Raw genomic sequence first — 21,842 nt, 5'->3', positions numbered from 1 at the left:
GCCGCCCGGAGGCGGCTTTTTTTCGTGTTGCCCGGAATCGCTCCGGCGCACTCAGTCGATCGCGGCTTCGCGGCTTGCGCGGCGACGCTCGTGCTCCTTCAGGTGACGCTTGCGCAGGCGGATCGACTGCGGCGTCACTTCGACCAGTTCGTCGTCGTCGATGAACTCGACCGCGTATTCGAGCGACATCTGGATCGGCGGCACGAGACGCACGGCTTCGTCGGTGCCCGACGCGCGCACGTTGGTGAGCTGCTTGCCCTTGATCGGGTTCACGACGAGGTCGTTGTCGCGGCTGTGGATGCCGATGATCATGCCCTCGTAGAGCGCGTCACCCGGCTTCACGAACATGCGGCCGCGATCCTGCAGCTTCCACAGCGCGTACGCCACCGCCGCGCCGTCGTCCTGCGAGATCAGCACGCCATTGCGGCGCTCGCCGACCGAGCCGTCCTTGACCGGTGCGTACGAGTCGAAGATGTGGCTCATCAGGCCCGTGCCGCGCGTGAGCGTCAGGAACTCGCTCTGGAAACCGATCAGGCCACGCGCCGGAATCTTGTATTCCAGGCGCGTGCGGCCGCGGCCGTCCGACGCCATGTCGAGCATTTCGCCCTTGCGGCGACCGAGCTCTTCCATCACGCCGCCCTGGTTCTCGTCCTCGACGTCGACCGTCAGCAGTTCGTACGGCTCGTGCTTCACGCCGTCGATTTCCTGCATCACGACGCGCGGACGCGACACCGCGAGCTCATAGCCTTCGCGGCGCATGTTCTCGACCAGGATCGTCAGGTGCAGTTCGCCACGGCCCGACACTTCGAACACCGTCTCGTCACCCGTATCACGCACGCGCAGCGCGACGTTGTGGTTCAGTTCCTTCATCAGGCGGTCGCGGATCTGGCGGCTCGTCACGAACTTGCCTTCACGGCCCGCGAGCGGCGACGAGTTGACGAGGAAGTTCATCGTCAGCGTCGGCTCGTCGACGGTGATCATCGGCAGCGCTTCCGGCGCGTCCACCGCGCAGATCGTCGCGCCGATGCCGACGTCTTCGATGCCGTTGATCAGCACGATGTCGCCCGCTTCGGCCGACTCGACCTGCACGCGCTCCAGACCCTTGAACGACAGCACCTGGTTGATCTTGCGGTTCAGCACGTCGCCTTCCGGGCCGAAGCGCATCACGACCGGCTGGCCCGGCTTGATGCGGCCGCGCGTGATGCGGCCGACGCCGATCCGGCCGACGTACGTCGAATAGTCGAGCGACGTGATCTGCAGCTGCAGCGGCGCTTCCGGGTCAGCCGGACGGACCGGCACGTGCTGGAGGATCGCCTCGAACAGCGGGCGCATGTCGCCTTCGCGCGTGGCCGGGTCGAGCGACGCATAGCCGTTCAGGCCCGATGCGTAGACGATCGGGAAGTCGAGCTGCTCCTCGGTCGCGCCGAGCTTGTCGAACAGGTCGAAGGTCTGGTTGATGACCCAGTCGATGCGCGCGCCCGGGCGGTCGACCTTGTTGATCACGACGATCGGCTTCAGACCGAGCGCGAGCGCCTTCTTCGTCACGAAGCGCGTCTGCGGCATCGGGCCCTCGACCGCGTCGACGAGCAGCAGCACCGAGTCGACCATCGACAGCACGCGCTCGACTTCACCGCCGAAGTCCGCGTGTCCCGGCGTATCGACGATGTTGATGTGCGTGCCTTCGTATTCGACCGCGCAGTTCTTCGCGAGAATCGTGATCCCGCGCTCCTTTTCGATGTCGTTCGAGTCCATCACCCGCTCGGCGACTTGCTGGTTCTCGCGGAAGGTGCCGGACTGGCGAAGCAGTTGGTCGACGAGCGTCGTCTTGCCGTGGTCGACGTGGGCGATGATGGCGATGTTGCGAAGGGCGCGGGTCATAGAAACCTGAAAATCGATTGGGTGCGCAAGTACGCACGCCCGTTCGTCACGTGCGTGCGCGGTGCACAGCTTGGAAACCATAAAGTATAGCACGCGCGAATGACGCGAGCAGTCCGCGCGCTGCGCCGCAACACACCGGACCCGCGCCTCATCTCCGCGAGTGCGCCGGACGCCCGCCCCGGCCGGCTTCCGCCCCTCCGGGAAAAACCCTCTTGTACGTAGGGCCTTGGGTGGCGCGCAGCACACCCAAGGCCATTCGATTAACATTTGTCGCAACAAGCATTTGCGCCTACACTACTGCCTAGTCAACTATTGCAGTTTCACGGTTTTATGTCGGATCCTTCCTCTTCCCAATCGCAGTCCGTATCGCTTTCGACCTATCAGGTGAACGATAGCGTCGGCTATCTGATGTCGCGCGTGAAATCGCTGATGACCAACCTCGTCACGCAGCGCACGCAAGGAGAACTCGGCATCACCGGCACGCAGGCCAGCATGCTGTTCATGATCGCGGTCGGCAAATGCTCGACGGCCGCCGAACTCGCCCGCGAATACGGGATCGACGCGAGCGCGGTGACGCGCCTGCTCGACCGCGTCGAGAAGCGCGGCCTGCTGTCGCGTGTGCGCAGCATCGAGGACCGGCGCGTCGTGCGGCTCGAACTGACCGACGAAGGGCGCGCGCTCGCCGAACGGCTGCCGGCCATCTTCCGCAGCGTACTCGACCAGCTGCTGGACGGCTTCACGCCGGAGGAAGTCGGCTTCCTGAAAAGCATGCTGCGCCGCATTCTCGGCAATGCGTGCGAGACGACCGGCGGCAGCACGCCACAATAATTGCAATAACAATCATCTTTGACAGATTAATGTAAGGAAATCCTTGCAGTGTCCATTATTTATTCCGAGTCAGGGATCAGCGCGATGAAATCCTCTCCGTTGTCCGTGCGTGCCGGATCGTACCGGTCCGCCATCGCCGCCGCGGTCGCCGCGCTGGCGCTGACGGGCTGTGCGAACTACTTTGGCATCAAGAGCGACAAGCAGATCGCCCCGGCGTCGCAATTCGAAACCGCGCAGAGTCTGCCCGCCCAGGGCGGCAAGTGGCCGTCGCTCGACTGGGCCACCCAGTTCGGGGACCCGCAGCTGCCGAAGCTGGTCGACGAGGCGCTCGCCGACAATCCGTCGATCGCGCAGGCGCAGGCGCGGATCGCGAAGGCATCGTCGTACATCGAGTCGTCGCGCTCGACGCTGCTGCCGAGGGTCGACGGCAGCTATTCGTGGACCCGCCAGCTGTATTCGAGCAACGCACTCTTCCCGCCGCCACTGGGCGGCCAGTGGTACAGCGAGAACAACGCGCTGGCGAGCGCGTCGTGGGACCTCGATCTGTGGGGCAAGAACCGCGAGCGCCTGCACACCGCCGTGTCGCAGGAAAAGGCCGCCGAGGCCGACCTGCAGCAGGCGCGCATCACGCTCGCGTCGTCGATCGCCCGCACCTACAACTCGCTCGCGCAACTCTATGCGCTGCGCGACATCGCGCAGCGCGAGATCGTCAACCGCCAGACGGTCGGCAAGATCACCGACGGCCGAGTGACGGCCGGCCTCGACACCAACGTCGAACGGCAGACCGCGCGCGGCAACATCGCGACGACCCAGGCGTCGCTGTCCGACCTCGACGGCCAGATCACGATCGTGCGCTACCAGCTTGCCGCCCTGCTCGGCAAGGGGCCGGACCGCGGCCTGCAGATCGCCGCGCCGGTGCTGAATCCGGGCGGCGCCGTCGCGCTGCCCGACAATCTGCCCGCCGACCTCGTGTCGCGGCGCCCCGACATCGTCGCCGCGCGCTGGCAGGTCGAAGCCGCGATGCACGACGTGAAGGAAGCGAAAGCCGAGTTCTATCCCGACGTGAACCTCGCGGCGGGCTTCGGCTTCGATGCGTTCGGCTGGGGCAAATTCCTGAATTTCGCGAGCCGCCAGGCGCAGTTCAGCCCGGCGGTCCACCTGCCGATCTTCGACGGCGGCGCGCTGCGCGCGCAGCTCAAGGGCCGCTATGCGGACTTCGACCTGTCGGTCGCGAACTACAACCAGACACTGATCAGCGCACTGAACGACGTCGCGACGCAGGTCGCGACGATCCGCGCGATCGACCGGCAGATGGACGACGCGCAGCGGGCGCTCGACGCGTCGACGAAGGCATACGACCTCGCGGTGATTCGCTACAAGGCCGGCCTGTCGCCGCAACTGCAGGTGCTGAACGCGGACAGCAACCGCCTCGCATCGGAACAGACCGTGACCAACCTGAAGATGCGGCGGCGCGACATGCAGCTCGCGCTGATCAAGGCGCTCGGCGGCGGCTTCGACGCCACCGGCACCCGCCTCGCCGCACCCGATGCCGAACAGCGCACCGCGCAGGCCAAGGCCGCGCAACAGGCCGCGAACTGACTCGGCACGACCACTACGCAGATACTCGAAACAACGGACGGAGAAAATCGCCATGAGCGACCCTCAACAGAACGCCGCCAGCGCCCAGGCGCAGAATAACGGCAAGCGCAAGCGGATGATGACGCTGCTCGTCGCGGTCATCGTGATCGCGGCCATTGCCTACGGGCTGTACTACTTCCTCGTCGCGCGCTTCCACGAATCGACCGACGACGCCTACGTGAACGGCAACGTCGTGCAGATCACGCCGCAGGTCACGGGCACCGTGATCGCGGTGAAGGCCGACGATACGCAGACCGTCAAGGCCGGCGATTCGCTCGTGCTGCTCGACCCGGCCGATTCGCAGGTCGCGCTGCAGCAGGCCGAGGCGAACCTCGCGCAGACGGTGCGCCAGGTGCGCGGCCTGTTCGTCAACGACGACCAGTACCGTGCCCAGGTTGCGCTGCGCCAGTCGGACCTGTCGCGCGCCGAGGACGACCTGCGCCGCCGCCTTGCGGTCGCGCAAACGGGCGCCGTGTCGCAGGAAGAGATCTCGCACGCGCGCGATGCGGTCAAGGGTGCCCAGGCGTCGCTCGACACCGCGCAGCAGCAGCTCGCGTCGAACCGCGCGCTGACCGCGAACACGACGATCGCGTCGCACCCGAACGTGCTCGCCGCCGCAGCGAAAGTCCGCGACGCCTATCTCGCCAATGCGCGCAACACGCTGCCCGCGCCCGTCACCGGCTACGTCGCGAAGCGCTCGGTGCAGGTCGGCCAGCGCGTGTCGCCGGGTACGCCGCTGATGTCGGTCGTGCCGCTGAACGCGGTGTGGGTTGACGCGAACTTCAAGGAAGTCCAGCTCAACCACATGCGCATCGGCCAGCCGGTCGAGCTGACTGCAGACATCTACGGCTCGTCGGTCGTCTATCACGGCAAGGTCATCGGCTTCTCGGCCGGCACCGGCTCCGCGTTCTCGCTGCTGCCCGCGCAGAACGCGACCGGCAACTGGATCAAGGTCGTGCAGCGCCTGCCGGTGCGGATCGAACTCGACCCGAAGGATCTCGAAAAGCACCCGCTGCGCATCGGCCTGTCGATGCAGGTCGACGTCAACATCAAGGACGAGAGCGGCAACCAGCTCGGCAACGTGCAGAACACGGTTTACCAGACCGACGTGTTCGCGAAGTACGGTGACGAAGCCAACGCCGAAATCGCGCGCATCGTTGCGGAGAACGCGGGCGGCAACGCGTCGGCCCCGGCGCCGGCCGCGGCGAAGCACAGCAGCATCGCGAAGATGATGTAATCCGTTCCCGGAAAACCACCGACATGGCACAGCCTCCTGTCTCTCACCCGCCCTTGCAGGGCGGGCAGCTCGTGATCGGGACGATCGCGGTGTCGCTCGCCGTGTTCATGAACGTGCTCGACACGTCGATCGCGAACGTCGCGATCCCGACGATCTCGGGCGATCTCGGCGTGTCGTCCGACCAGGGCACGTGGGTCATCACGTCGTTCGCGGTCGCGAACGCGATCTCCGTGCCGCTGACGGGCTGGCTCACCGACCGCATCGGACAGGTTCGCCTGTTCCTCGCGTCGATCATCCTGTTCGTCGTCTCGTCGTGGATGTGCGGGCTCTCGCCGACGCTGCCGTTCCTGCTCGTGTCGCGCGTGATCCAGGGCGCCGTCGCGGGCCCGATGATTCCGCTGTCGCAAGCGCTGCTGCTCTCGAGCTACCCGCGCGCGAAGGCGCCGATGGCGCTCGCGCTCTGGGCGATGACGACGCTGATCGCGCCCGTCGCCGGCCCGATTCTCGGCGGATGGATTTCGGACAACTACTCGTGGCCCTGGATCTTCTACGTCAACATCCCGGTCGGCATCGCCGCCGCGATCGCGACGTGGATGATCTACCGCCAGCGCGAGTCGGTCGTGCGCCGCGCGCCGATCGACGGCGTGGGCCTCGCACTGCTGGTCGTCTGGGTCGGCTCGCTGCAGATCATGCTCGACAAGGGCAAGGATCTCGACTGGTTCGCATCGACGACCATCATCGTGCTCGCGCTGACCGCCGTCATCGCGTTCGCGTTCTTCGTCGTCTGGGAACTCACCGCCGAGCATCCGGTCGTCGACCTGTCGCTGTTCCGCATGCGGAACTTCACCGGCGGCACCGTCGCGCTGTCGATCGGGTACGGCCTGTACTTCGGCAACCTCGTGCTGCTGCCGCTGTGGCTGCAGACGCAGATCGGCTACACCGCGACCGACGCCGGCCTCGTGATGGCGCCTGTCGGGCTGTTCGCGATCCTGCTGTCGCCGCTCACCGGGAAGTATCTGCCGCGCACCGATCCCCGCTATATCTCGACTGCGTCGTTCCTGATCTTTGCGCTGTGCTTCTGGATGCGCTCCCGCTACACGACCGGCGTCGACCAATGGTCGCTGACGCTGCCGACACTCGTGCAGGGCATCGCGATGGCAGGCTTCTTCATCCCGCTCGTGTCGATCACGCTGTCCGGCCTGCCCGGCCACCGCATTCCCGCGGCGTCGGGCCTGTCGAACTTCGTGCGGATCATGTGCGGCGGGATCGGCACGTCGATTTTCCAGACCGCGTGGGATCACCGGAACAACTTCCATCACGCGCAGTTGGTCGAGCAGGCGAACGCCTATAACCCGGCGTTCAACCAGGCCGTCACGCAGATGGGCAATCTCGGCCTGACCCAGCAGCAGGCGCATGGCCTGATCAACAACATGGCCACGCAGCAGGCCGCGCAGCTCGGCGTGAACGACCTGTTCTACATCTCGGCCGCGATCTTCGTGCTGCTGGTCGCGCTGATCTGGATCACGAAACCCGAGCGCGCGGGCGGAGGCGATGCCGGCGCGGCGGCCTCGGCGGCGCACTGATCGCAGCGCCCGTCTGCTTACAAGAAAAAAGGCCCGGTCACAACGACCGGGCCTTTTTTCATGCAGCCGGCAATGCCGGCGCGCCGCGCGGCTTCACGCCACCGTCACGACGAGCCGTTCGGGCGCCAGCACGCCGTTCGCCGCGCGGGCCACGCCGAGCAGCCGCGTCGCGTCGTAGACTCGCACCCGCTCGCCTTCGCTCGCGTCGATACGCGCGAGCTCCGACAGCTTCAGGCGCTGGCCGTGCAGGAAGCGCTTCGCGCACGCGTCGTCGAGCCGCACCATCGGAAACGTCGACAGCAGCGCGTCGACCGGCTGAAGCCATGCGTCACGCGCGGCATCGTCGGCATCGGACAGCGCATCGAGCGTCACCGCGTGGTCGAGCGTCAGCGCACCAACACCGGTGCGGCGCAGCATCGTCAGGTGCGCGCCGCAGCCGAGCGTCTCGCCGAGATCTTCCGCCAGCGTGCGCACGTACGTGCCTTTACTGCAGGTCACGCGGAACGTCACGTCGGGCAGGTCGCACGCGAGCAGTTCGAGCCGGTGGATCGTGACGTTGCGCCCTTCGCGCTCGACCGTCTGGCCGGCGCGCGCATATTCGTAGAGCGGCTTGCCGTCGCGCTTGAGCGCAGAGTACATCGGCGGCACCTGCACGATTTCGCCGATGAAGCGCTCGAGCGCCGCTTCCACGGCCGCCCGGTCGCATTCGACCGGCCGCGTGTCGAGCACCTCGCCTTCCGCGTCGCCGGTCGCGGTACGCACACCGAGGCGCATCGTCGCCTCGTAGGTCTTGTCGGCTTCGAGCAGGTCCTGCGAGAACTTCGTCGCTTCGCCGAAGCACAGCGGCAACAGGCCCGAGGCCAGCGGATCGAGCGTGCCGGTGTGGCCGGCCTTCTTCGCGAGGTAGAGGCGCTTCGCGCGAATCAGGGCATCGTTGCTCGACAGACCGACCGGCTTGTCGAGCAGAAGGACGCCGTCCAGCGCGCGCCGGGGCACGCGCGGACGTTGGGATGCTGCAGTCGTCATAGGCCGGGGGAGCTCAATCGTCCTTCGCGGGCGTCGCGTCGGCTTCGTCGTCGTCCTTCGCGCGCGTCGCGTTGGCCTCGGCGATCAGGCGCGACATCGCCACGGCCTTTTCGATCGTCTGGTCGTAATGGAAATGCAGCGTCGGCACCGTGTGAATATGCAGGCGCTTGAACAGCAGGTTGTGCAGGTGGCCCGACGCGTGGTTCAGCGCCTCCTGCGTGGCGGCCGGATCGCCGGTAAGCGTCGTGAAGTACACCTTCGCGTGCGCATAGTCCGGCGTGAGCTCCACGCTCTGGATGGTCACGATGCCGATGCGCGGGTCCTTGACCTCGCGCATGATGAGTTCGGACAGGTCGCGCTGAATCTGGTCGGCGATCTGCACGTTGCGATTGGGAGAAGTACGTTTCCTGGACATGATCGATCCCTGATGCGTTTATCAGGACAAAGCGGCGGCCTTGGCGCGCCGCCATGAAAATGGGCGGGACAGGCCCACGCCTGCCCCGCCCACGAGCCGATGCGCGATACTTATTACAGCGTACGCGCGACTTCGGTCACTTCGAAGACTTCGAACTGGTCGCCTTCGATGACGTCGTTGAAGTTCTTCACCGACATGCCGCACTCGAAGCCTTGCTTGACTTCCTTCACGTCGTCCTTGAAGCGCTTCAGCGACTCGAGTTCGCCGGTGAAGATCACGACGTTGTTGCGCAGCACGCGCACCGACGACGAGCGCTTGACGATACCGTCCGTGACCATACAGCCCGCGACCGTACCGACCTTCGGCACCTTGAACACCTGGCGCACCTCGACCATGCCGGTCACGACTTCGCGCTTCTCCGGCGCCAGCATGCCCGACATCGCCGCCTTCACCTCATCCACTGCGTCGTAGATGATGTTGTAGTAGCGGATGTCGACGCCATTGGCTTCCGCGAGCTTGCGCGCCTGCGCATCCGCACGCGTGTTGAAGCCGATGATGACCGCCTTCGATGCCGTCGCCAGGTTGACGTCGCTTTCGCTGATGCCGCCCACCGCGCTGTGCACGATCTGCACGCGCACTTCGCTGGTCGACAGCTTGAGCAGCGACTGCACGAGCGCTTCCTGCGAACCCTGCACGTCGGCCTTGATGATGAGCGGCAGGTTCTGCACTTCGCCTTCGCCCATCTGCTCGAGCATGCTTTCCAGCTTCGCCGCCTGCTGCTTCGCCAGCTTGACGTCGCGGAACTTGCCCTGACGGAACAGCGCGATTTCGCGCGCCTTGCGCTCGTCCGGCAGCACGATCACTTCCTCGCCTGCGCCCGGCACTTCCGACAGACCCTGGATCTCGACCGGGATCGACGGGCCGGCTTCCTTCGTCGGCTTGCCGTTCTCGTCGAGCATCGCACGAACGCGGCCGTAGGCGGTGCCCGCGAGCACGATGTCGCCGCGGTTCAGCGTACCGGACTGCACCAGCATCGTCGCGACCGGGCCCTTGCCCTTGTCGAGCTTCGCTTCGATCACGATGCCCTTGGCCGGCGCCTCGACCGGTGCCTTCAGTTCCAGCACTTCGGCCTGCAGCAGCACGTTCTCGAGCAGGTCGTCGATGCCCGTGCCGGTCTTTGCCGACACCGGCACGAACGGCGAATCGCCGCCGTATTCTTCCGGCACGACGCCTTCGGCGACCAGTTCCTGCTTCACGCGGTCCGGGTTCGCTTCCGGCTTGTCGATCTTGTTGATCGCAACGACGATCGGCACCCCGCCCGCCTTCGCGTGCGAGATCGCTTCCTTCGTCTGCGGCATCACGCCGTCGTCGGCCGCCACCACCAGAACCACGATGTCGGTCGCCTTCGCACCACGCGCACGCATTGCCGTGAACGCCTCGTGACCCGGGGTATCCAGGAACGTGACGACACCGCGCGGCGTTTCGACGTGATACGCGCCGATGTGCTGCGTAATGCCGCCCGCTTCGCCCGCTGCGACCTTCGCGCGGCGGATGTGGTCGAGCAGCGAGGTCTTGCCGTGGTCGACGTGACCCATCACGGTAACGACCGGCGGACGCGGCAGCTGCTCTGCATCGGTACTGGTCTCGCCTTCGACGAGCAGTGCTTCCGGATCGTCCAGCTTCGCTGCAACCGCGCGGTGGCCCAGTTCCTCGACGACGATCATCGCGGTTTCCTGGTCCAGCACCTGGTTGATCGTGACCATCTGGCCCATCTTCATCATCACCTTGATGACTTCGGAGGCCTTGATTGCCATCTTGTGCGCAAGGTCGGCCACCGAGATGGTTTCCGGCACATGCACTTCACGAACGATCGGCTCGGTCGGCGCCTGGAACGACGATGCGCTGTCCTGGTGACGGCCGCGACCCTTCGGGCCGCCGCGCCAGCCGCGGTCGACGCCGCCGCTCGAATCGCCGCGCGTCTTGATGCCGCGGCGCTTCGCGGCGTCGTCCTGCCAGCCGCCCTTGCCGGCACCCGGCTTCTTGTTGCGGTCGCCCGCGCCGGCCGGCGCCTGCGTCGTCGCCGGTGCTGCGCCGGCCGGCTTCTTCGCCGCCGGACGCGCCTGCGCGCCTTCCGGCTTCGCCGGCTTGTGCAGCGTGCCCTTCGCTTCGGCCGGCTTGGCCGGTTCCGCCGGCTTCGGCGGCTCGACAGCCTTGACCACGGCCTTGCGCGGCGTGTTCATCATCTCGCGGATCGCACGCGCTTCCGCCTCGGCGGCCGCACGGCGCTTGCTGATCTCTTCCTGCTCGGCGCGCGCCTTGTCCGCCGCTTCGCGGGCGGCGTCCTCGGCCTTCTTCGCCGCTTCGCGCTGCGCCGCACGTTCGGCGGCCGCACGCTCTTCGTCCTGCGCGGACTGCGAGCGCGCTTCCTGTTCGGCCGCTGCGGCCTGCTGGGCAGCAGCCTGCTTCGCCGCCACTTCGGCCGCAGCACGCTTCGCCGCATCTTCCTCGGCGCGGCGACGCTCGGCTTCGGCCGCTTCCTCGCGGGCGCGGCGTTCCGCTTCCTCGCGCTCGAGGCGCTCCTGGCGCTCGCGCAGTTCCTGCGCCTGCTTCTCGAGCAGCTCGGCCTCGCGGCGCGCCTCTTCCTCGCGGCGCTTCAGTTCCGCGTCGTCATCCGCTTCGGCGGCCTGTGCCTGACCCTGATCCGCGACGTCGCTCACGTCGTCACGCTTGACGAACGTGCGCTTCTTGCGGACCTCGACCTGAATGGTGCGAGCCTTGCCCGTCGCGTCGGACTGCTTGATCTCCGACGTATGCTTGCGGGTCAGCGTGATCTTGCGCTTGTCGCCGTCGGTCGCGCCGTGCGACTTGCGCAAATGATCGAGCAGACGCGCCTTGTCCGCCTCGGACAGCGCATCGTCTTCACTCGCTTTCTGGACGCCCGCTGCCTGCAGCTGTTCGAGCAGCACACCAGCAGGCATTTTCAGTTCCGCGGCAAATTGGGCTACGTTGTTACTCGCCATTCATTCCTCTTAGTGCAAGGACCGATTCCTTGCGGTTAGCATCGGGTCAGGCCATACGGCCGCCATCAAATCAGTGCGCCATGGTCATTTCTCACTGGAACCAATGTTCACGTGCTTTCATGATCAACGCCTTAGCGGCATCCTCTTCCACCCCGGTCATATCGACCAGTTCATCCACTGCCAGCTCGGCGAGATCGTCGCGCGTGGCCACACCGTGTTCGGCCAGCTTCGAGAGCAGCTCCGGCGTGATGCCGTCGAGGCTCTTCAGATCGAGCGCCGCATTTTCGACCTTTTCTTCGTTCGCGATCGCCATCGTCAGCAGCGCGTCGCGCGCGCGGTTGCGCAGCTCGTGCACGGTATCCTCGTCGAACGCCTCGATCTCGAGCATTTCGTTGAGCGGCACGTAAGCGATCTCTTCGAGGCTCGTGAAGCCTTCGTCGATCAGGATGTCGGCAACTTCTTCGTCGACGTCGAGACGCGCCATGAACAGGGCACGCAGCCGGTCGCGCTCTTCGCCCTGCTTCTGGGCGGATTCGTCCGGCGTCATGATGTTGATCTGCCAGCCGGTCAGCTCGCCGGCAAGGCGAACGTTCTGACCGCTGCGGCCGATCGCGACGGCCAGTTCGTTCTCGTCGACGACGACGTCCATCGAGTGCTTTTCTTCATCGACGACGATCGACTGAACGGCTGCCGGCGCGAGCGCGCCGATCACGAATTGGGCGGGATCCTCCGACCATAGCACGATGTCGATGTTTTCGCCACCGAGCTCGTTGCGCACCGCTTGCACGCGCGAACCGCGAATGCCGACGCAGGTGCCGATCGGATCGATCCGCTTGTCGTACGCGATGACGCCGATCTTCGCGCGCACACCCGGGTCGCGCGCGGCCGCCTTGATCTCGAGCAGGCCCTGCTCGATCTCCGGCACTTCCATCTCGAACAGCTTCATCAGGAATTCCGGCGCGGTGCGCGACAGCTCGATCTGCGGGCCGCGCGCGGTGCGGTCGACCTTCGCGATGTACGCGCGCACGCGGTCGCCCACGCGCAGGTTTTCCTTCGGGATCAGCTGATCGCGACGCAGCAGCGCTTCGACGCGCCCCGATTCGACGATGAAGTTGCCCTTGTCGAGGCGCTTCACCGTGCCCGTCATGATCTTTTCGCCGCGCTCGAGGTAGTCGTTCAGGATCTGCTCGCGTTCCGCGTCGCGCACCTTCTGCAGAATCACCTGCTTGGCGGCCTGCGCGCCGATGCGGCCGAACTCGATCGACGGCACCGACTCCTCGATGTAGTCGCCGACTTCGACGTCGCCCTTCTGCTCGCGCGCCTCGAACAGCAGGATCTCGCGGTCCGGCTCCTGCAGGCCCGCTTCATCGGGCACGACGAGCCAGCGACGGAAGGTTTCGTGCTCGCCGCTTTCGCGATCGATATGGACGCGGATCTCGGCGCCTTCGTCGAACAGCTTCTTGGAAGCCGATGCGAGTGCCGCCTCGAGGGCACCCAGCACGACATCCTTGTCGACGTTTTTCTCGCGCGCCAGCGCATCCACCAGCATCAACACTTCGCGACTCATTATTTGCGGCTCCTAAAGTCAACTTGCGGAATCAGGCGGGCTTTGTCGATATCGGCCAGCGTGAAATCCAGCATGGCTGCCTCGCCCTTGTTCCTCTCAAATTCCAAACCGATCGTTTCGCCGTTCGGCGCGTGCAGAATGCCCCGGTACGTCTTGCGCCCGTCCAGCGGCTTTTTCAAGGTCACGGAGACTTCGCTGCCAGCGAAGCGCTCGAAGTCGGCCAGCTTCTTCAACGGGCGGTCGAGCCCCGGGGACGAGACTTCGAGCCGTTCGTAATCGATGTTTTCGACCGTCAAGACGTGCTGGAGCTGACGCGTGACCTTTTCGCAATCGTCGAGCGAAATGCCGGCAGGCTGGTCGATATAGATGCAAAGCATGCCGCGCCCGGTGCGCTCGAGATCCACCAGCTCGTAGCCGAGTCCGGTGACCGTGGTTTCTATCAGTTCCGTCAGTTGCACAGTGCCCTCTCAGGTGTTCGCGCCCGCCGCTCGCGATTCACCCGCGGGCGCGCGCCTTAGCCGGCGCAGGAAGCGCTACCCGAGATGCCTAACCGTTTCAGCAAAAAAAAATGGGCGGAACGCCCATCTTCTTACCGGTGGTCGCACCTGAGCCGCACATCGAATCCGTACGCCCAGCGACTTTGCGATTATAGCGATTTTCGGCGCAAACGCCAAGCGCCCGCCGGCAAAACCGGACCTTCAAACCGATTTCGCCGGCGAGACGCGGCAGATTGCGCCGCGATCCTCAGCTTAGCGGCCGCGCGAGCGATTCCGCTGCGGACGCTGACCACCGCGCGCGCCGCCGCCGTTGCCGGCGCCTTCCGCACGATTGCCGTTCGGGTTGCGATTGCCGCCGCCCTTGCCGGCGCCGCCGCCACGTTTATTGCCGCCCGCGCCATACGACGCGCGGTTGCCGTCGACGTCGCGCCCGCCGCCGGCACGCTGGCCGCCGCCGTAGCCGCCCGACATGCCCGGCATGCCGCCGCCGAAGCCGCTCGGACCGGCGAAGCCGCCCGCCGCGCCGCGCCGCGGGCCGCGCCGCGGCTGCTCGAGGTTGCCGTGCGTCGTCAGCACCGGCTCGCGGCCGATGAAGCCCATCGACGTCTGCATCGGGTCCGGCTGGCGGCGCTCGGCCTGGCCACCGCTACCGCGCTTGCCCTTCTCTTCCGACGGCGCCTTCAGGCCGACCGTCGCCATCAGCTTGCGCACCTGCGCTTCGTCGAGCTCTTCCCAGCGGCCGCGCTTCAAGCCGCGCGGCAGCGGGATCGGGCCATGGCGCGTGCGGATCAGGCGGCTCACCATCAGGCCGGCCGCCTCGAACATCCGGCGCACTTCGCGATTGCGGCCTTCGGCCAGCGCAACGTGATACCAGTGATTCGTGCCTTCGCCGCCGCCATCGCGAATGCGCAGGAAGTTGGCCGGGCCGTCGTCCAGCTCGACGCCGTGCAGCAGCTTCTGCCGGTTGCCTTCAGACAGCTCGCCGACCACCCGCACCGCGTACTCGCGCTCGACGCTGTAGCGCGGATGCATGAAGCGGTTCGCCAGGTCGCCCGACGTCGTCAGCATCAGCAGCCCTTCGGTGTTGAAGTCGAGCCGGCCAACCGCAAGCCATTTGGCCGTCTTCATCGGCGGCAGGCGGTCGAACACCGACGGCCGGCCTTCCGGATCCGCATGGCTGACGATCTCGCCCGTCGGCTTGTGATACAGCAGCACGCGCGGCGGCTTGTTCGGCAGCTTGCGCTTGACCGGCTTGCCGTTGATCCGGACCTGGTCGGTCGGCATGATGCGCTGGCCGATGTGCGCCGGTTCACCGTTCACCGACACGCGGCCGGCGACGATCAGCTCTTCCATTTCGCGGCGCGAGCCCATGCCGGCTTCCGCCAGCACCTTGTGGAGCTTCGGCGCGTCGTCGTCCGGCGACAGCACGCGCTTGCTGGCCGTCTGGCCGCGGCCGCGCCGCAGCATCGGCGCTCGCACGCCGCTGCCCGCCGCGGAATTGTCCGCGTCGAACGCAGGCGACGTCACGTACGCGAACAGGTCGTCCTGGGCCGCTTCACCGGTCGTGCCGGTCGCGCCGGTCGTGCCGGCGGCACCGGCCGCGCCACCGCGCTTGCCCTGGCCGCCCTGGCGCGCCGCGCCTTCGCGCTTGGCCGCCGGCTTGCGCCCGCCCTTCGCCGCCCCTTCCTTGCGCGGCGCCCGCGCCGGCGGCTGCGCTTCCGCTGCCGCGGCAGGCGCTTCCGCACCTTCCTCGCCCTGCGGCGCACCTTCGGCGCCCTTCGACTTCGCAGCCGCGCGACGGCGCGCGATCAGGCTGCGCGGGCCGCGTCGCAGGCCGCGGCGGGGACGTTCGTCGCCACCCTCGGCCGAGCCGCCCTGCTCGGGCGCATCGTCGGCGCGCGCTGCCTGCACGGCAGGCGCGGACGATTCAATATCGTGGATATCAGTCAAAACAACCTCAAAATGTCAGGTCTCGCGCCCGGCGGGGGCGCGGCATGGAATCGGCCGCGATCAGGCGCGACGCTGTTCAGGTTCTGCTTCGTCGTCCGGCAGCTCGTCCGCCCCGATGGGCGCGCTGGCGCTGCGTACGGCATCCGCGAGACTGTCGGACGTGTCGTCCGTCATCTCGTCGTCCGCAGGACGGGAACGGGGTGCGCCGGCATGACCGGCCATGCCGGACATGTCGTCGACCGCTTCCGCTCCGTCGCCGGCTGCCGCTTCGGCGGCCGGCTTGCGATCTTCCTCGTTCAACTCCGCGTGCAGCGGCATGGGCCGCACGCCGGCCGGCGCTGCTTCGACGCCGGCTTCTTCTGTTCCCGCACCCTCAACCGCGAGCGTATCGCGGCCCGGCGATTCGTGCGCCGAGGCGCCGCCGGCTTCGACGTCGGCAGGCTGCGCGAGCGCTTGCGCCGATCCGGACGCATCCGCCGCCGCGTCGTCCGAGGCTGCCGCATCGTCCGCGGCCGGCGCGCCGTCTTCGAAATCCATCGCATGCTGCGCGAGCAGCGCGGCCTCGATGTTCGCCGCCGGCTCCTCGAGCGCGGGCAGGTCGTCCAGCGCCTTCAGGCCGAGATCGTCGAGGAACTGCTTGGTCGTCGCATACAGCGCCGGACGCCCCGGCACATCGCGATGCCCGATCACCTCGATCCAGCCACGATCCTCGAGCTGCTTGACCACCTGCGTGTTGACCGTGACGCCGCGGATTTCCTCGATGTCGCCGCGCGTGACCGGCTGCCGGTACGCAATGATCGCCAGCGTCTCGAGCACCGCGCGCGAATACTTCGGCGGCTTCTCCGGATGCAGGCGGTCGAGAAAGCTGCGCATCGCCGGCTTGCTCTGAAAGCGCCAGCCGCTCGCCAGCGCCACCAGCTCGACGCCACGACCGGACCATTCCTGTTTCAGATCTTCGAGCAACGTGCGGACCGTGTCAGCCGACACGCTGTCGGCAAATAGCTTGCGCAGATCGCCGAGCTTCAGCGGCTCCTGCGCGCAGATCAAAGCAGTCTCGAGGACGATCTTCGCCTCTTGGGTATTCATGCAGCTAGGCCAGACCCTGTGGTCAAACGAACCGGATCAACAAACAGACGAAAGGAACGGAAGACGCGCTCGCCCGATTCTGATCGGTCATATTGATGGGAGCACGAACCGGGGGCGGCGAAACAACTTCAAGCCAGGCCCGAACCGGACGGAACAGCACGATTCAACGAGGGAACCGCGTGACTGAGCGCCATCTTACGCAAAATTGCCGAGTGCGTAAAGATGAGTCGGGCCTGCCCGCTCTCGCCCTGCCGGAACGGTCCAGCCCCGTTTCAACGCGACGCCGCCCCGGTCGCCAAAAACCGCCGCAGGCGCTCGACGCCCGCGTCCAGCCGCGCCGGGTCGCACGCGTAGCACCACCGCACAAACCCCTCTCCCTCGGGGCCGAACGCGCATCCCGGCGCAAGGCCGAGCCCCGCCTCGCGCACCAATGTCTTGCAGAATGCAAGACTGTCCTCCGATCCGGGCAAGCGCAGGAACAGGTACATCGCACCGGGCGGCGGCGGCACGTCGACGCCCGGCAGCGTGCGCAGCGCGGCGATCAGATGATCGCGCGCCTCGCGCAGCGCCGAGACGAACGACCGGACGAACGGCTCGCCGTCGCGCAGCGCCACTTCGCCCGCGGCCTGCACGAAGCCCGCTGCGCACGACGTGTTGTATTCGACGAGCTTCGCGAGCTCGCCCATGACCGACGCCGGCGCAACCAGCCAGCCGAGCCGCCAGCCGGTCATCGCCCACGCCTTCGAGAACGAGTTCACGACGACGAGCCGCTCGTCGCGCGACGCGATGTCCAGAAACGACGGCGCGCCAGCGTCGTCGAACGCAAGCCGCTCGTACACCTCGTCGGCGACCACCCAGATCCCGTGACGGCGGCAATGCGCGAGCACCGCGCGCTGATCGTCGCGCGACAAGGTCCAGCCGGTCGGGTTGTTCGGCGAATTGAGCAACAGCATGCGCGTGTCGGGCGTCAGCGCCGCGAGCAACCGGCCGACATCGAGCCGCCAGCCCGTCGCGCCAAAACGCAGCGGCACGGACTCGACCCGCGCACCGAGGATCTTCGGGATCTCGACGAGATTCGGCCACAGCGGCGTCACCGCGACGACGCGGTCGCCCGGACCGACGAGCAGCTGCGCGGCAAGCATCAGCGCACTGACGCCCGAGCTCGTCACGGCGACCGTGTCCGCCGGCGTCGCGCCGTGGCGCGCCCCCACGTAGGCTGCGATTGCCTCGCGCAGCGCCGCGATGCCAAGGTTGTGCGTGTAGAACGTCGCGCCGTCCCGCAGCGCGGCGGCGGCCGCGTCGCGGATGAAGCCCGGCGTGACGCGATCGGATTCGCCGAACCAGAACGGCAGCACGTCGGGCACGCCGAAGCCGGCATTCGCCACTTCCCGGATCAGCGACGGCCGCAGGTCCCGCACCGCATCGCGCGCCGCCGGCTCGCCCGTCGCCGGACGGCAGCCAGAGGAATTCGTCATCGGATCTCACCGCAAAGGAACATGATACGCAGTGTAACGGGGCCAACGGCGGGCGCGCGCGGGCCGGCGGCGACGCCGTCAGTCGAGATCCTCGGCCCGGGCGGGCATCTGGTGCACGAGCTCCCAGATCGCCTGCGCGGCGGGAGACAGCGAGCGGTCGCGGCGGCGCACCAGTTCGACGGTGCGCTCCGTGCGCGGCGTGAGCGGGCGTGCGACGAGCGTCGAGCCGGCCGGCAGCGGCAGCGACAGCCACGGCTGCACGCTCACGCCGACGCCGGCTTCGACGAGCCCGAACACCGTCGCCGAATGCCCGAGCTCCTGCATGACCGTCGCGTTCACCCGATGCGCGGCCAGCGCCGCGTCGATCAGGGGCCGGCTGCCCGACGCGTGGTCGAGCAGCACGAGGCGCTCGCCGTTCAGCGCCGACCACGGCACCTCCGCGCGCGACGCGAGCGGATGGTCGGCGCGCGCCACGAGGCAGAACGAATCGGTCATCAGCGGCTCGCTCACGAGATCGGCGACGCTGAGCGGCCCGATCACGACGCCGAAATCCACCTCGCCCGACTTCACCTTGCGCAGCACGTCGCTCTGCACGTCGTCGCGCAGGCCGAGCGTGACGAACGGAAACTGCCGCTCGCAGGCCGCCACGACGCGCGGCATCAGCCGGCACGCGATCGTCGGGCTGGCGGCGACGATCACGCGCCCGCGGCGCTGCTCGCCGATTTCGCGAATCTCGCGCAGCGTGTCGTCGAGATCGCCGATCAGACGCGACACGCTCGCGACCAGGTTCCCGCCGACGTCGGTCAACTGCACGTCGCGCGTGGTGCGATCGATCAGCTTCAGCCCCAGCTCCGCCTCCAGTTCCCGCACGCAGCGGCTCACCGCGGACTGCGTGAGCCCGATCTCGTCGCCGGCGCGGCTGAAGCTCTTGAGCCGCGCGACCTCGATGAATACGCGAAGCTGGCGCAGCGTGATGTTCATGTCCTGACCTCATCAATCTCTGGCATCGATGCGCGATTCTAGTGCGCTAGTGCGCGAATCCGGCACCTGTCGCACATGTTTCGCTGCGGTGCAATATCCGTGCAAACGCACGCGGTGCGGGCGAATTGCACAAGATTGGTGATTGTCCCGATTTGCTGGCGGGTTATTTTGGCGTCTTATACGCCCCTAGCTGACGTAGCCGTCAGCTCGCTGCCAAGCGGCTTTCGAGGGATATGCCTCCCACGTGGCACGCTTCGTGCTTTTACCTGACGCACAGGGCGCGGTTTCGTCCGATGGAATGCCTGAAATTCATCGCCGGCGGACTGGACGCCCCCACCCGGCACTCGGTGATCGAGTGCTTGAAGAGTGCGCGGCGCAGGGCAGCGCACCGGAGTTTGCTTCGCTGAGGTGAGGACATGATGCTGTTCGACGATTTGAGAGATAACGAGTGGGCGCTGGTCGAGGGTCTGTTTTGTTCGGAACCCGCACGGAGTGAGCGCCGCGGTCGTCCCCGCGTGGAAGCCCGTTCGGTGGTAAATGCCGTGCTGTGGGTGCTGTCGACCGGCGAAGGCTGGTCGAAGCTGCCGGGGCGCTATCCGTCGCCGCCGACCTGCCGCCGCCGCTTCGACGAGTGGCAAGCCGACGGCACGCTCGCCGAAATCGTCAAGCGACTCGGCACGAGCGGCCGGCAGATCTCGCTGCGTGGCCGCATCGGCGCGAGCGCGGCCAAGCCGCCCGCGCCACCGAGCCGCGACCGCCTGCGCGGCGCCTTCTGGACCAATCCGGAATCCTGGCGCGCGCCGGTCAAGATGGCGTAAAGGACAGGACACCGAACCGGGCGGCTGCGGCCGCCCGGTCTCTTTCGGCAACGGCCGCGCGAAGCGCGGCCGCGTCGCCGCGGTCCCATTGTCGCGCGGCGATACAACTATTTACCAATATTTACAGCAAGCCTGCACTCCCACGCTTACCTTAGCGTCATATCAGCGAGCCGCATCGACGGCTTGAAGGGAGTCCGCCATGAAACCAATGTCACTGCTCGCGGCATGCGGCATTGTCGTTTCACTGGCGCTTGCATTGCCGGCGCGCGCGGACGACCACGCCAGGCAGCCGCACCGTCAGCAGGAACACAAGGGCAATCTGCATGCGCCGCCCGGCGCCGAACAGTCCAATCAGACGGTACCGCGCGGCGACCTGCGCGGCGACATCGCCAGCAATGCGCGCGCACGTGTCGGCATGCCGCCGCAGGATTCGCGCCGCCATCCGTAACCCGGCGCCCCGCCGCCTTCATCAGAGAATTTGTGTGCGCCCGGGAACTGCGCGATGCGTGGCGAGTCAACATCGTTGCCATGAGCACAACGTGGCAGCAGCAAAAAGTATCCGGTATGCCCGTATCCTCGCGATACGGGCTTTTTTTTCGCCGAGTTGCCGGCGGACCTGTGCGCTACAGCCGGCTTTCGAGGATCGCGACGGCGCTCGCTTCGCTCAGCGCGTAATCCTCGATCCTGCGATCGGTCCAGGCGGGCAATTTCTCGTCGCGTTCGAGGCGCGCGAATTCGGCGCGGCCGCTGTCGGTCAGCACGGCGATGTCGACCGGCGCGTGAAAGCCCGGTGCAGGCGCAACGGTCTTCTGCCTGACCGTGTCCATCAGCCCAAGCGACCGCAGATACTCGAACACGCCCGGACGACGCGCCCACGGCACCTGGCGATACTGCACCCGCCTCAGCGCGTCGAGCACCGCTTCGTTGGAATACGTGGCCATCTCGATTCTTTCTTAAAGTGCAGCGACAATGCCAGGCAGCGCGCCGGGCGGGGTCTCCGCCCGCCGGCGCCGCCACCGGTTCAGGAGGCTGGACGCTCGGCGTCGAGTCGGGGCCAGATCATCAGCCATCCATAAAAAGACACCATACCCCAATCAAATTGATTCTGTTCGATTCATTTGTACTTCTCTTCGTCGCTTTCATGCTGTGCCGCAAATGGCGACGCACGATCGCGGCCGTCGCCTTCGCGCTGTTCTGGCTGCTTGCGACGGGCTGGCTCGCGGCGCCGCTGATCGCATGGTCGCAGGCGGGCGTGACGCCGGTCGAACACCCGGACATGCACGGGCAAACCGTGCTGATCCTGCTCGGCACGGGAACGCGGCGCATCGACGGACGACTCGAGCCGGGCACGGACGGCTTCCCCCGCATTCGCAAGACCGCCGCGCTTTACCGCGATTGCCGACAGCGCGCCAAACGTTGCACGGTCATCGTGTCCGGCGGCGATCCCGAGCGGCACGGTGCGACCGAAGCCGCGACCTATGCGCCGTATCTCGTCGCCCAAGGCGTCGACCCGCGCGACCTCATGCTCGAAGCAAACAGCCGCACGACCTACGAAAATGCGAAGTTCACGACGCCTATACTACGCTCACGGCATATTGATGCGACGATCCTCGTCACGTCGTCGTATCAGATGCGGCGTGCGCTGCTCGATTTCCGGCACTTTGGCATCGATGCCCAGCCGGTCTACGCCAATCGCCGCGACGCGCGAACTGGCTGGCTGCCGCGCCGGCAGAATCTGATCAATGCCGAGCATGCGTTGCACGAATTGATCGGCATCGCGCAATTTCACGTGTACAGCCGGCTCGGGTGGTTCTGAGGACACCTTCAGACATGCCCCGGCAAC

17 protein-coding genes and 1 pseudogene are annotated in these 21,842 nt (G+C 66.8%); 7 read left to right on the top strand and 11 right to left on the bottom strand.

Annotated features, from left to right (window positions below; all coding sequences use genetic code 11):
* Positions 1-51: 51 nt before the first annotated feature.
* On the bottom strand, positions 52-1,878 hold the full coding sequence (gene typA / locus ACFIMZ_RS08005) for a translational GTPase TypA (RefSeq protein WP_431822143.1): 1,827 nt from the start codon (positions 1,876-1,878) through the stop codon (positions 52-54).
* Positions 1,879-2,208: 330 nt separating this feature from the next.
* Here typA and ACFIMZ_RS08000 point away from each other — a divergent pair, with 330 nt between their 5' ends.
* From ACFIMZ_RS08000 to ACFIMZ_RS07985, 4 genes are all read left to right on the top strand, one after another.
* Positions 2,209-2,706: a MarR family winged helix-turn-helix transcriptional regulator gene (locus tag ACFIMZ_RS08000; protein ID WP_059957444.1), complete on the top strand. Its 498-nt coding sequence runs from the start codon at positions 2,209-2,211 to the stop codon at positions 2,704-2,706.
* Positions 2,707-2,790: 84 nt separating this feature from the next.
* The gene (locus tag ACFIMZ_RS07995) at positions 2,791-4,305 is read left to right on the top strand and encodes an efflux transporter outer membrane subunit (RefSeq protein WP_431822142.1); all 1,515 of its coding nucleotides are present in this window, start codon (positions 2,791-2,793) and stop codon (positions 4,303-4,305) included.
* A 52-nt stretch (positions 4,306-4,357) separates the two neighbouring features.
* Positions 4,358-5,581, top strand: coding sequence for an efflux RND transporter periplasmic adaptor subunit (locus tag ACFIMZ_RS07990; protein ID WP_431822141.1), 1,224 nt, complete (start codon positions 4,358-4,360; stop codon positions 5,579-5,581).
* Positions 5,582-5,604: 23 nt separating this feature from the next.
* Positions 5,605-7,164 carry a DHA2 family efflux MFS transporter permease subunit gene (locus tag ACFIMZ_RS07985; RefSeq protein WP_431822140.1) on the top strand — a complete coding sequence of 520 codons (1,560 nt, stop codon included), beginning with the start codon at positions 5,605-5,607 and terminating at the stop codon, positions 7,162-7,164.
* A 93-nt stretch (positions 7,165-7,257) separates the two neighbouring features.
* Here ACFIMZ_RS07985 and truB read toward each other — a convergent pair whose 3' ends face one another.
* The 9 genes from truB to ACFIMZ_RS07940 all read right to left on the bottom strand — a co-directional run bounded on the left by truB (position 7,258) and on the right by ACFIMZ_RS07940 (position 19,181).
* Positions 7,258-8,190 (bottom strand): tRNA pseudouridine(55) synthase TruB, encoded by a 933-nt coding sequence (gene truB, locus ACFIMZ_RS07980; protein ID WP_431822139.1) that lies wholly within the window; start codon positions 8,188-8,190, stop codon positions 7,258-7,260.
* Between the two features lie 13 nt (positions 8,191-8,203).
* Positions 8,204-8,605, bottom strand: a complete 402-nt coding sequence (rbfA, locus tag ACFIMZ_RS07975) for a 30S ribosome-binding factor RbfA (RefSeq protein WP_431822138.1) — start codon at positions 8,603-8,605, stop codon at positions 8,204-8,206.
* 113 nt (positions 8,606-8,718) lie between these two features.
* Positions 8,719-11,625, bottom strand: coding sequence for a translation initiation factor IF-2 (gene infB, locus ACFIMZ_RS07970; protein ID WP_431822137.1), 2,907 nt, complete (start codon positions 11,623-11,625; stop codon positions 8,719-8,721).
* A gap of 91 nt (positions 11,626-11,716) precedes the next feature.
* Entirely contained in the window at positions 11,717-13,192 is a 1,476-nt protein-coding gene (gene nusA / locus ACFIMZ_RS07965; protein WP_084902410.1) for a transcription termination factor NusA, read from the bottom strand.
* On the bottom strand, positions 13,192-13,650 hold the full coding sequence (rimP, locus tag ACFIMZ_RS07960; RefSeq protein WP_011884583.1) for a ribosome maturation factor RimP: 459 nt from the start codon (positions 13,648-13,650) through the stop codon (positions 13,192-13,194). Before rimP ends, nusA begins: the two co-directional genes overlap by 1 nt.
* Positions 13,651-13,941: 291 nt before the next feature.
* The gene (gene rluB / locus ACFIMZ_RS07955; protein ID WP_431822136.1) at positions 13,942-15,639 is read right to left on the bottom strand and encodes a 23S rRNA pseudouridine(2605) synthase RluB; all 1,698 of its coding nucleotides are present in this window, start codon (positions 15,637-15,639) and stop codon (positions 13,942-13,944) included.
* A 60-nt stretch (positions 15,640-15,699) separates the two neighbouring features.
* Entirely contained in the window at positions 15,700-16,725 is a 1,026-nt protein-coding gene (gene scpB, locus ACFIMZ_RS07950) for an SMC-Scp complex subunit ScpB (protein ID WP_431822135.1), read from the bottom strand.
* A gap of 272 nt (positions 16,726-16,997) precedes the next feature.
* Positions 16,998-18,200: a pyridoxal phosphate-dependent aminotransferase gene (locus tag ACFIMZ_RS07945; RefSeq protein ID WP_431822134.1), complete on the bottom strand. Its 1,203-nt coding sequence runs from the start codon at positions 18,198-18,200 to the stop codon at positions 16,998-17,000.
* Between the two features lie 78 nt (positions 18,201-18,278).
* Positions 18,279-19,181, bottom strand: coding sequence for a LysR substrate-binding domain-containing protein (locus ACFIMZ_RS07940; RefSeq protein ID WP_431822133.1), 903 nt, complete (start codon positions 19,179-19,181; stop codon positions 18,279-18,281).
* Positions 19,182-19,600: 419 nt separating this feature from the next.
* Between ACFIMZ_RS07940 and ACFIMZ_RS07935 the strand changes: the two are divergent.
* Both ACFIMZ_RS07935 and ACFIMZ_RS07930 read left to right on the top strand, forming a co-directional pair.
* Positions 19,601-19,996, top strand: a pseudogene (locus tag ACFIMZ_RS07935) (transposase); the annotation flags it as partial.
* 202 nt (positions 19,997-20,198) lie between these two features.
* Positions 20,199-20,447, top strand: coding sequence for a hypothetical protein (locus ACFIMZ_RS07930; protein WP_084902400.1), 249 nt, complete (start codon positions 20,199-20,201; stop codon positions 20,445-20,447).
* Positions 20,448-20,622: 175 nt separating this feature from the next.
* Here ACFIMZ_RS07930 and ACFIMZ_RS07925 read toward each other — a convergent pair whose 3' ends face one another.
* Positions 20,623-20,940, bottom strand: a complete 318-nt coding sequence (locus tag ACFIMZ_RS07925) for a hypothetical protein (protein ID WP_010092548.1) — start codon at positions 20,938-20,940, stop codon at positions 20,623-20,625.
* A 158-nt stretch (positions 20,941-21,098) separates the two neighbouring features.
* Here ACFIMZ_RS07925 and ACFIMZ_RS07920 point away from each other — a divergent pair, with 158 nt between their 5' ends.
* A complete protein-coding gene (locus ACFIMZ_RS07920; RefSeq protein ID WP_431822449.1) occupies positions 21,099-21,815 on the top strand; it encodes a YdcF family protein in 717 nt (238 codons plus the stop codon).
* Positions 21,816-21,842: the final 27 nt, after the last annotated feature.

The organism is Burkholderia sp. F1, from assembly GCF_050813845.1.
Classification (GTDB): domain Bacteria; phylum Pseudomonadota; class Gammaproteobacteria; order Burkholderiales; family Burkholderiaceae; genus Burkholderia; species Burkholderia ubonensis.
This window is presented reverse-complemented; position numbering and strand designations above follow the sequence as displayed.

Excerpts from the sequence above, each read along its gene's own strand:
- infB (WP_431822137.1), bottom strand. The coding sequence starts at position 11,625 with ATGGCGAGTAACAACGTAGCCCAATTTGCCGCGGAACTGAAAATGCCT.
- ACFIMZ_RS07940 (WP_431822133.1), bottom strand. The coding sequence starts at position 19,181 with ATGAACATCACGCTGCGCCAGCTTCGCGTATTCATCGAGGTCGCGCGG.
- ACFIMZ_RS07945 (WP_431822134.1), bottom strand. The coding sequence starts at position 18,200 with ATGACGAATTCCTCTGGCTGCCGTCCGGCGACGGGCGAGCCGGCGGCG.
- ACFIMZ_RS07930 (WP_084902400.1), top strand. The coding sequence starts at position 20,199 with ATGAAACCAATGTCACTGCTCGCGGCATGCGGCATTGTCGTTTCACTG.
- typA (WP_431822143.1), bottom strand. The coding sequence starts at position 1,878 with ATGACCCGCGCCCTTCGCAACATCGCCATCATCGCCCACGTCGACCAC.
- ACFIMZ_RS07925 (WP_010092548.1), bottom strand. The coding sequence starts at position 20,940 with ATGGCCACGTATTCCAACGAAGCGGTGCTCGACGCGCTGAGGCGGGTG.
- scpB (WP_431822135.1), bottom strand. The coding sequence starts at position 16,725 with ATGAATACCCAAGAGGCGAAGATCGTCCTCGAGACTGCTTTGATCTGC.
- truB (WP_431822139.1), bottom strand. The coding sequence starts at position 8,190 with ATGACGACTGCAGCATCCCAACGTCCGCGCGTGCCCCGGCGCGCGCTG.
- ACFIMZ_RS07995 (WP_431822142.1), top strand. The coding sequence starts at position 2,791 with ATGAAATCCTCTCCGTTGTCCGTGCGTGCCGGATCGTACCGGTCCGCC.
- ACFIMZ_RS07990 (WP_431822141.1), top strand. The coding sequence starts at position 4,358 with ATGAGCGACCCTCAACAGAACGCCGCCAGCGCCCAGGCGCAGAATAAC.
- nusA (WP_084902410.1), bottom strand. The coding sequence starts at position 13,192 with ATGAGTCGCGAAGTGTTGATGCTGGTGGATGCGCTGGCGCGCGAGAAA.
- ACFIMZ_RS07985 (WP_431822140.1), top strand. The coding sequence starts at position 5,605 with ATGGCACAGCCTCCTGTCTCTCACCCGCCCTTGCAGGGCGGGCAGCTC.
- ACFIMZ_RS08000 (WP_059957444.1), top strand. The coding sequence starts at position 2,209 with ATGTCGGATCCTTCCTCTTCCCAATCGCAGTCCGTATCGCTTTCGACC.
- rbfA (WP_431822138.1), bottom strand. The coding sequence starts at position 8,605 with ATGTCCAGGAAACGTACTTCTCCCAATCGCAACGTGCAGATCGCCGAC.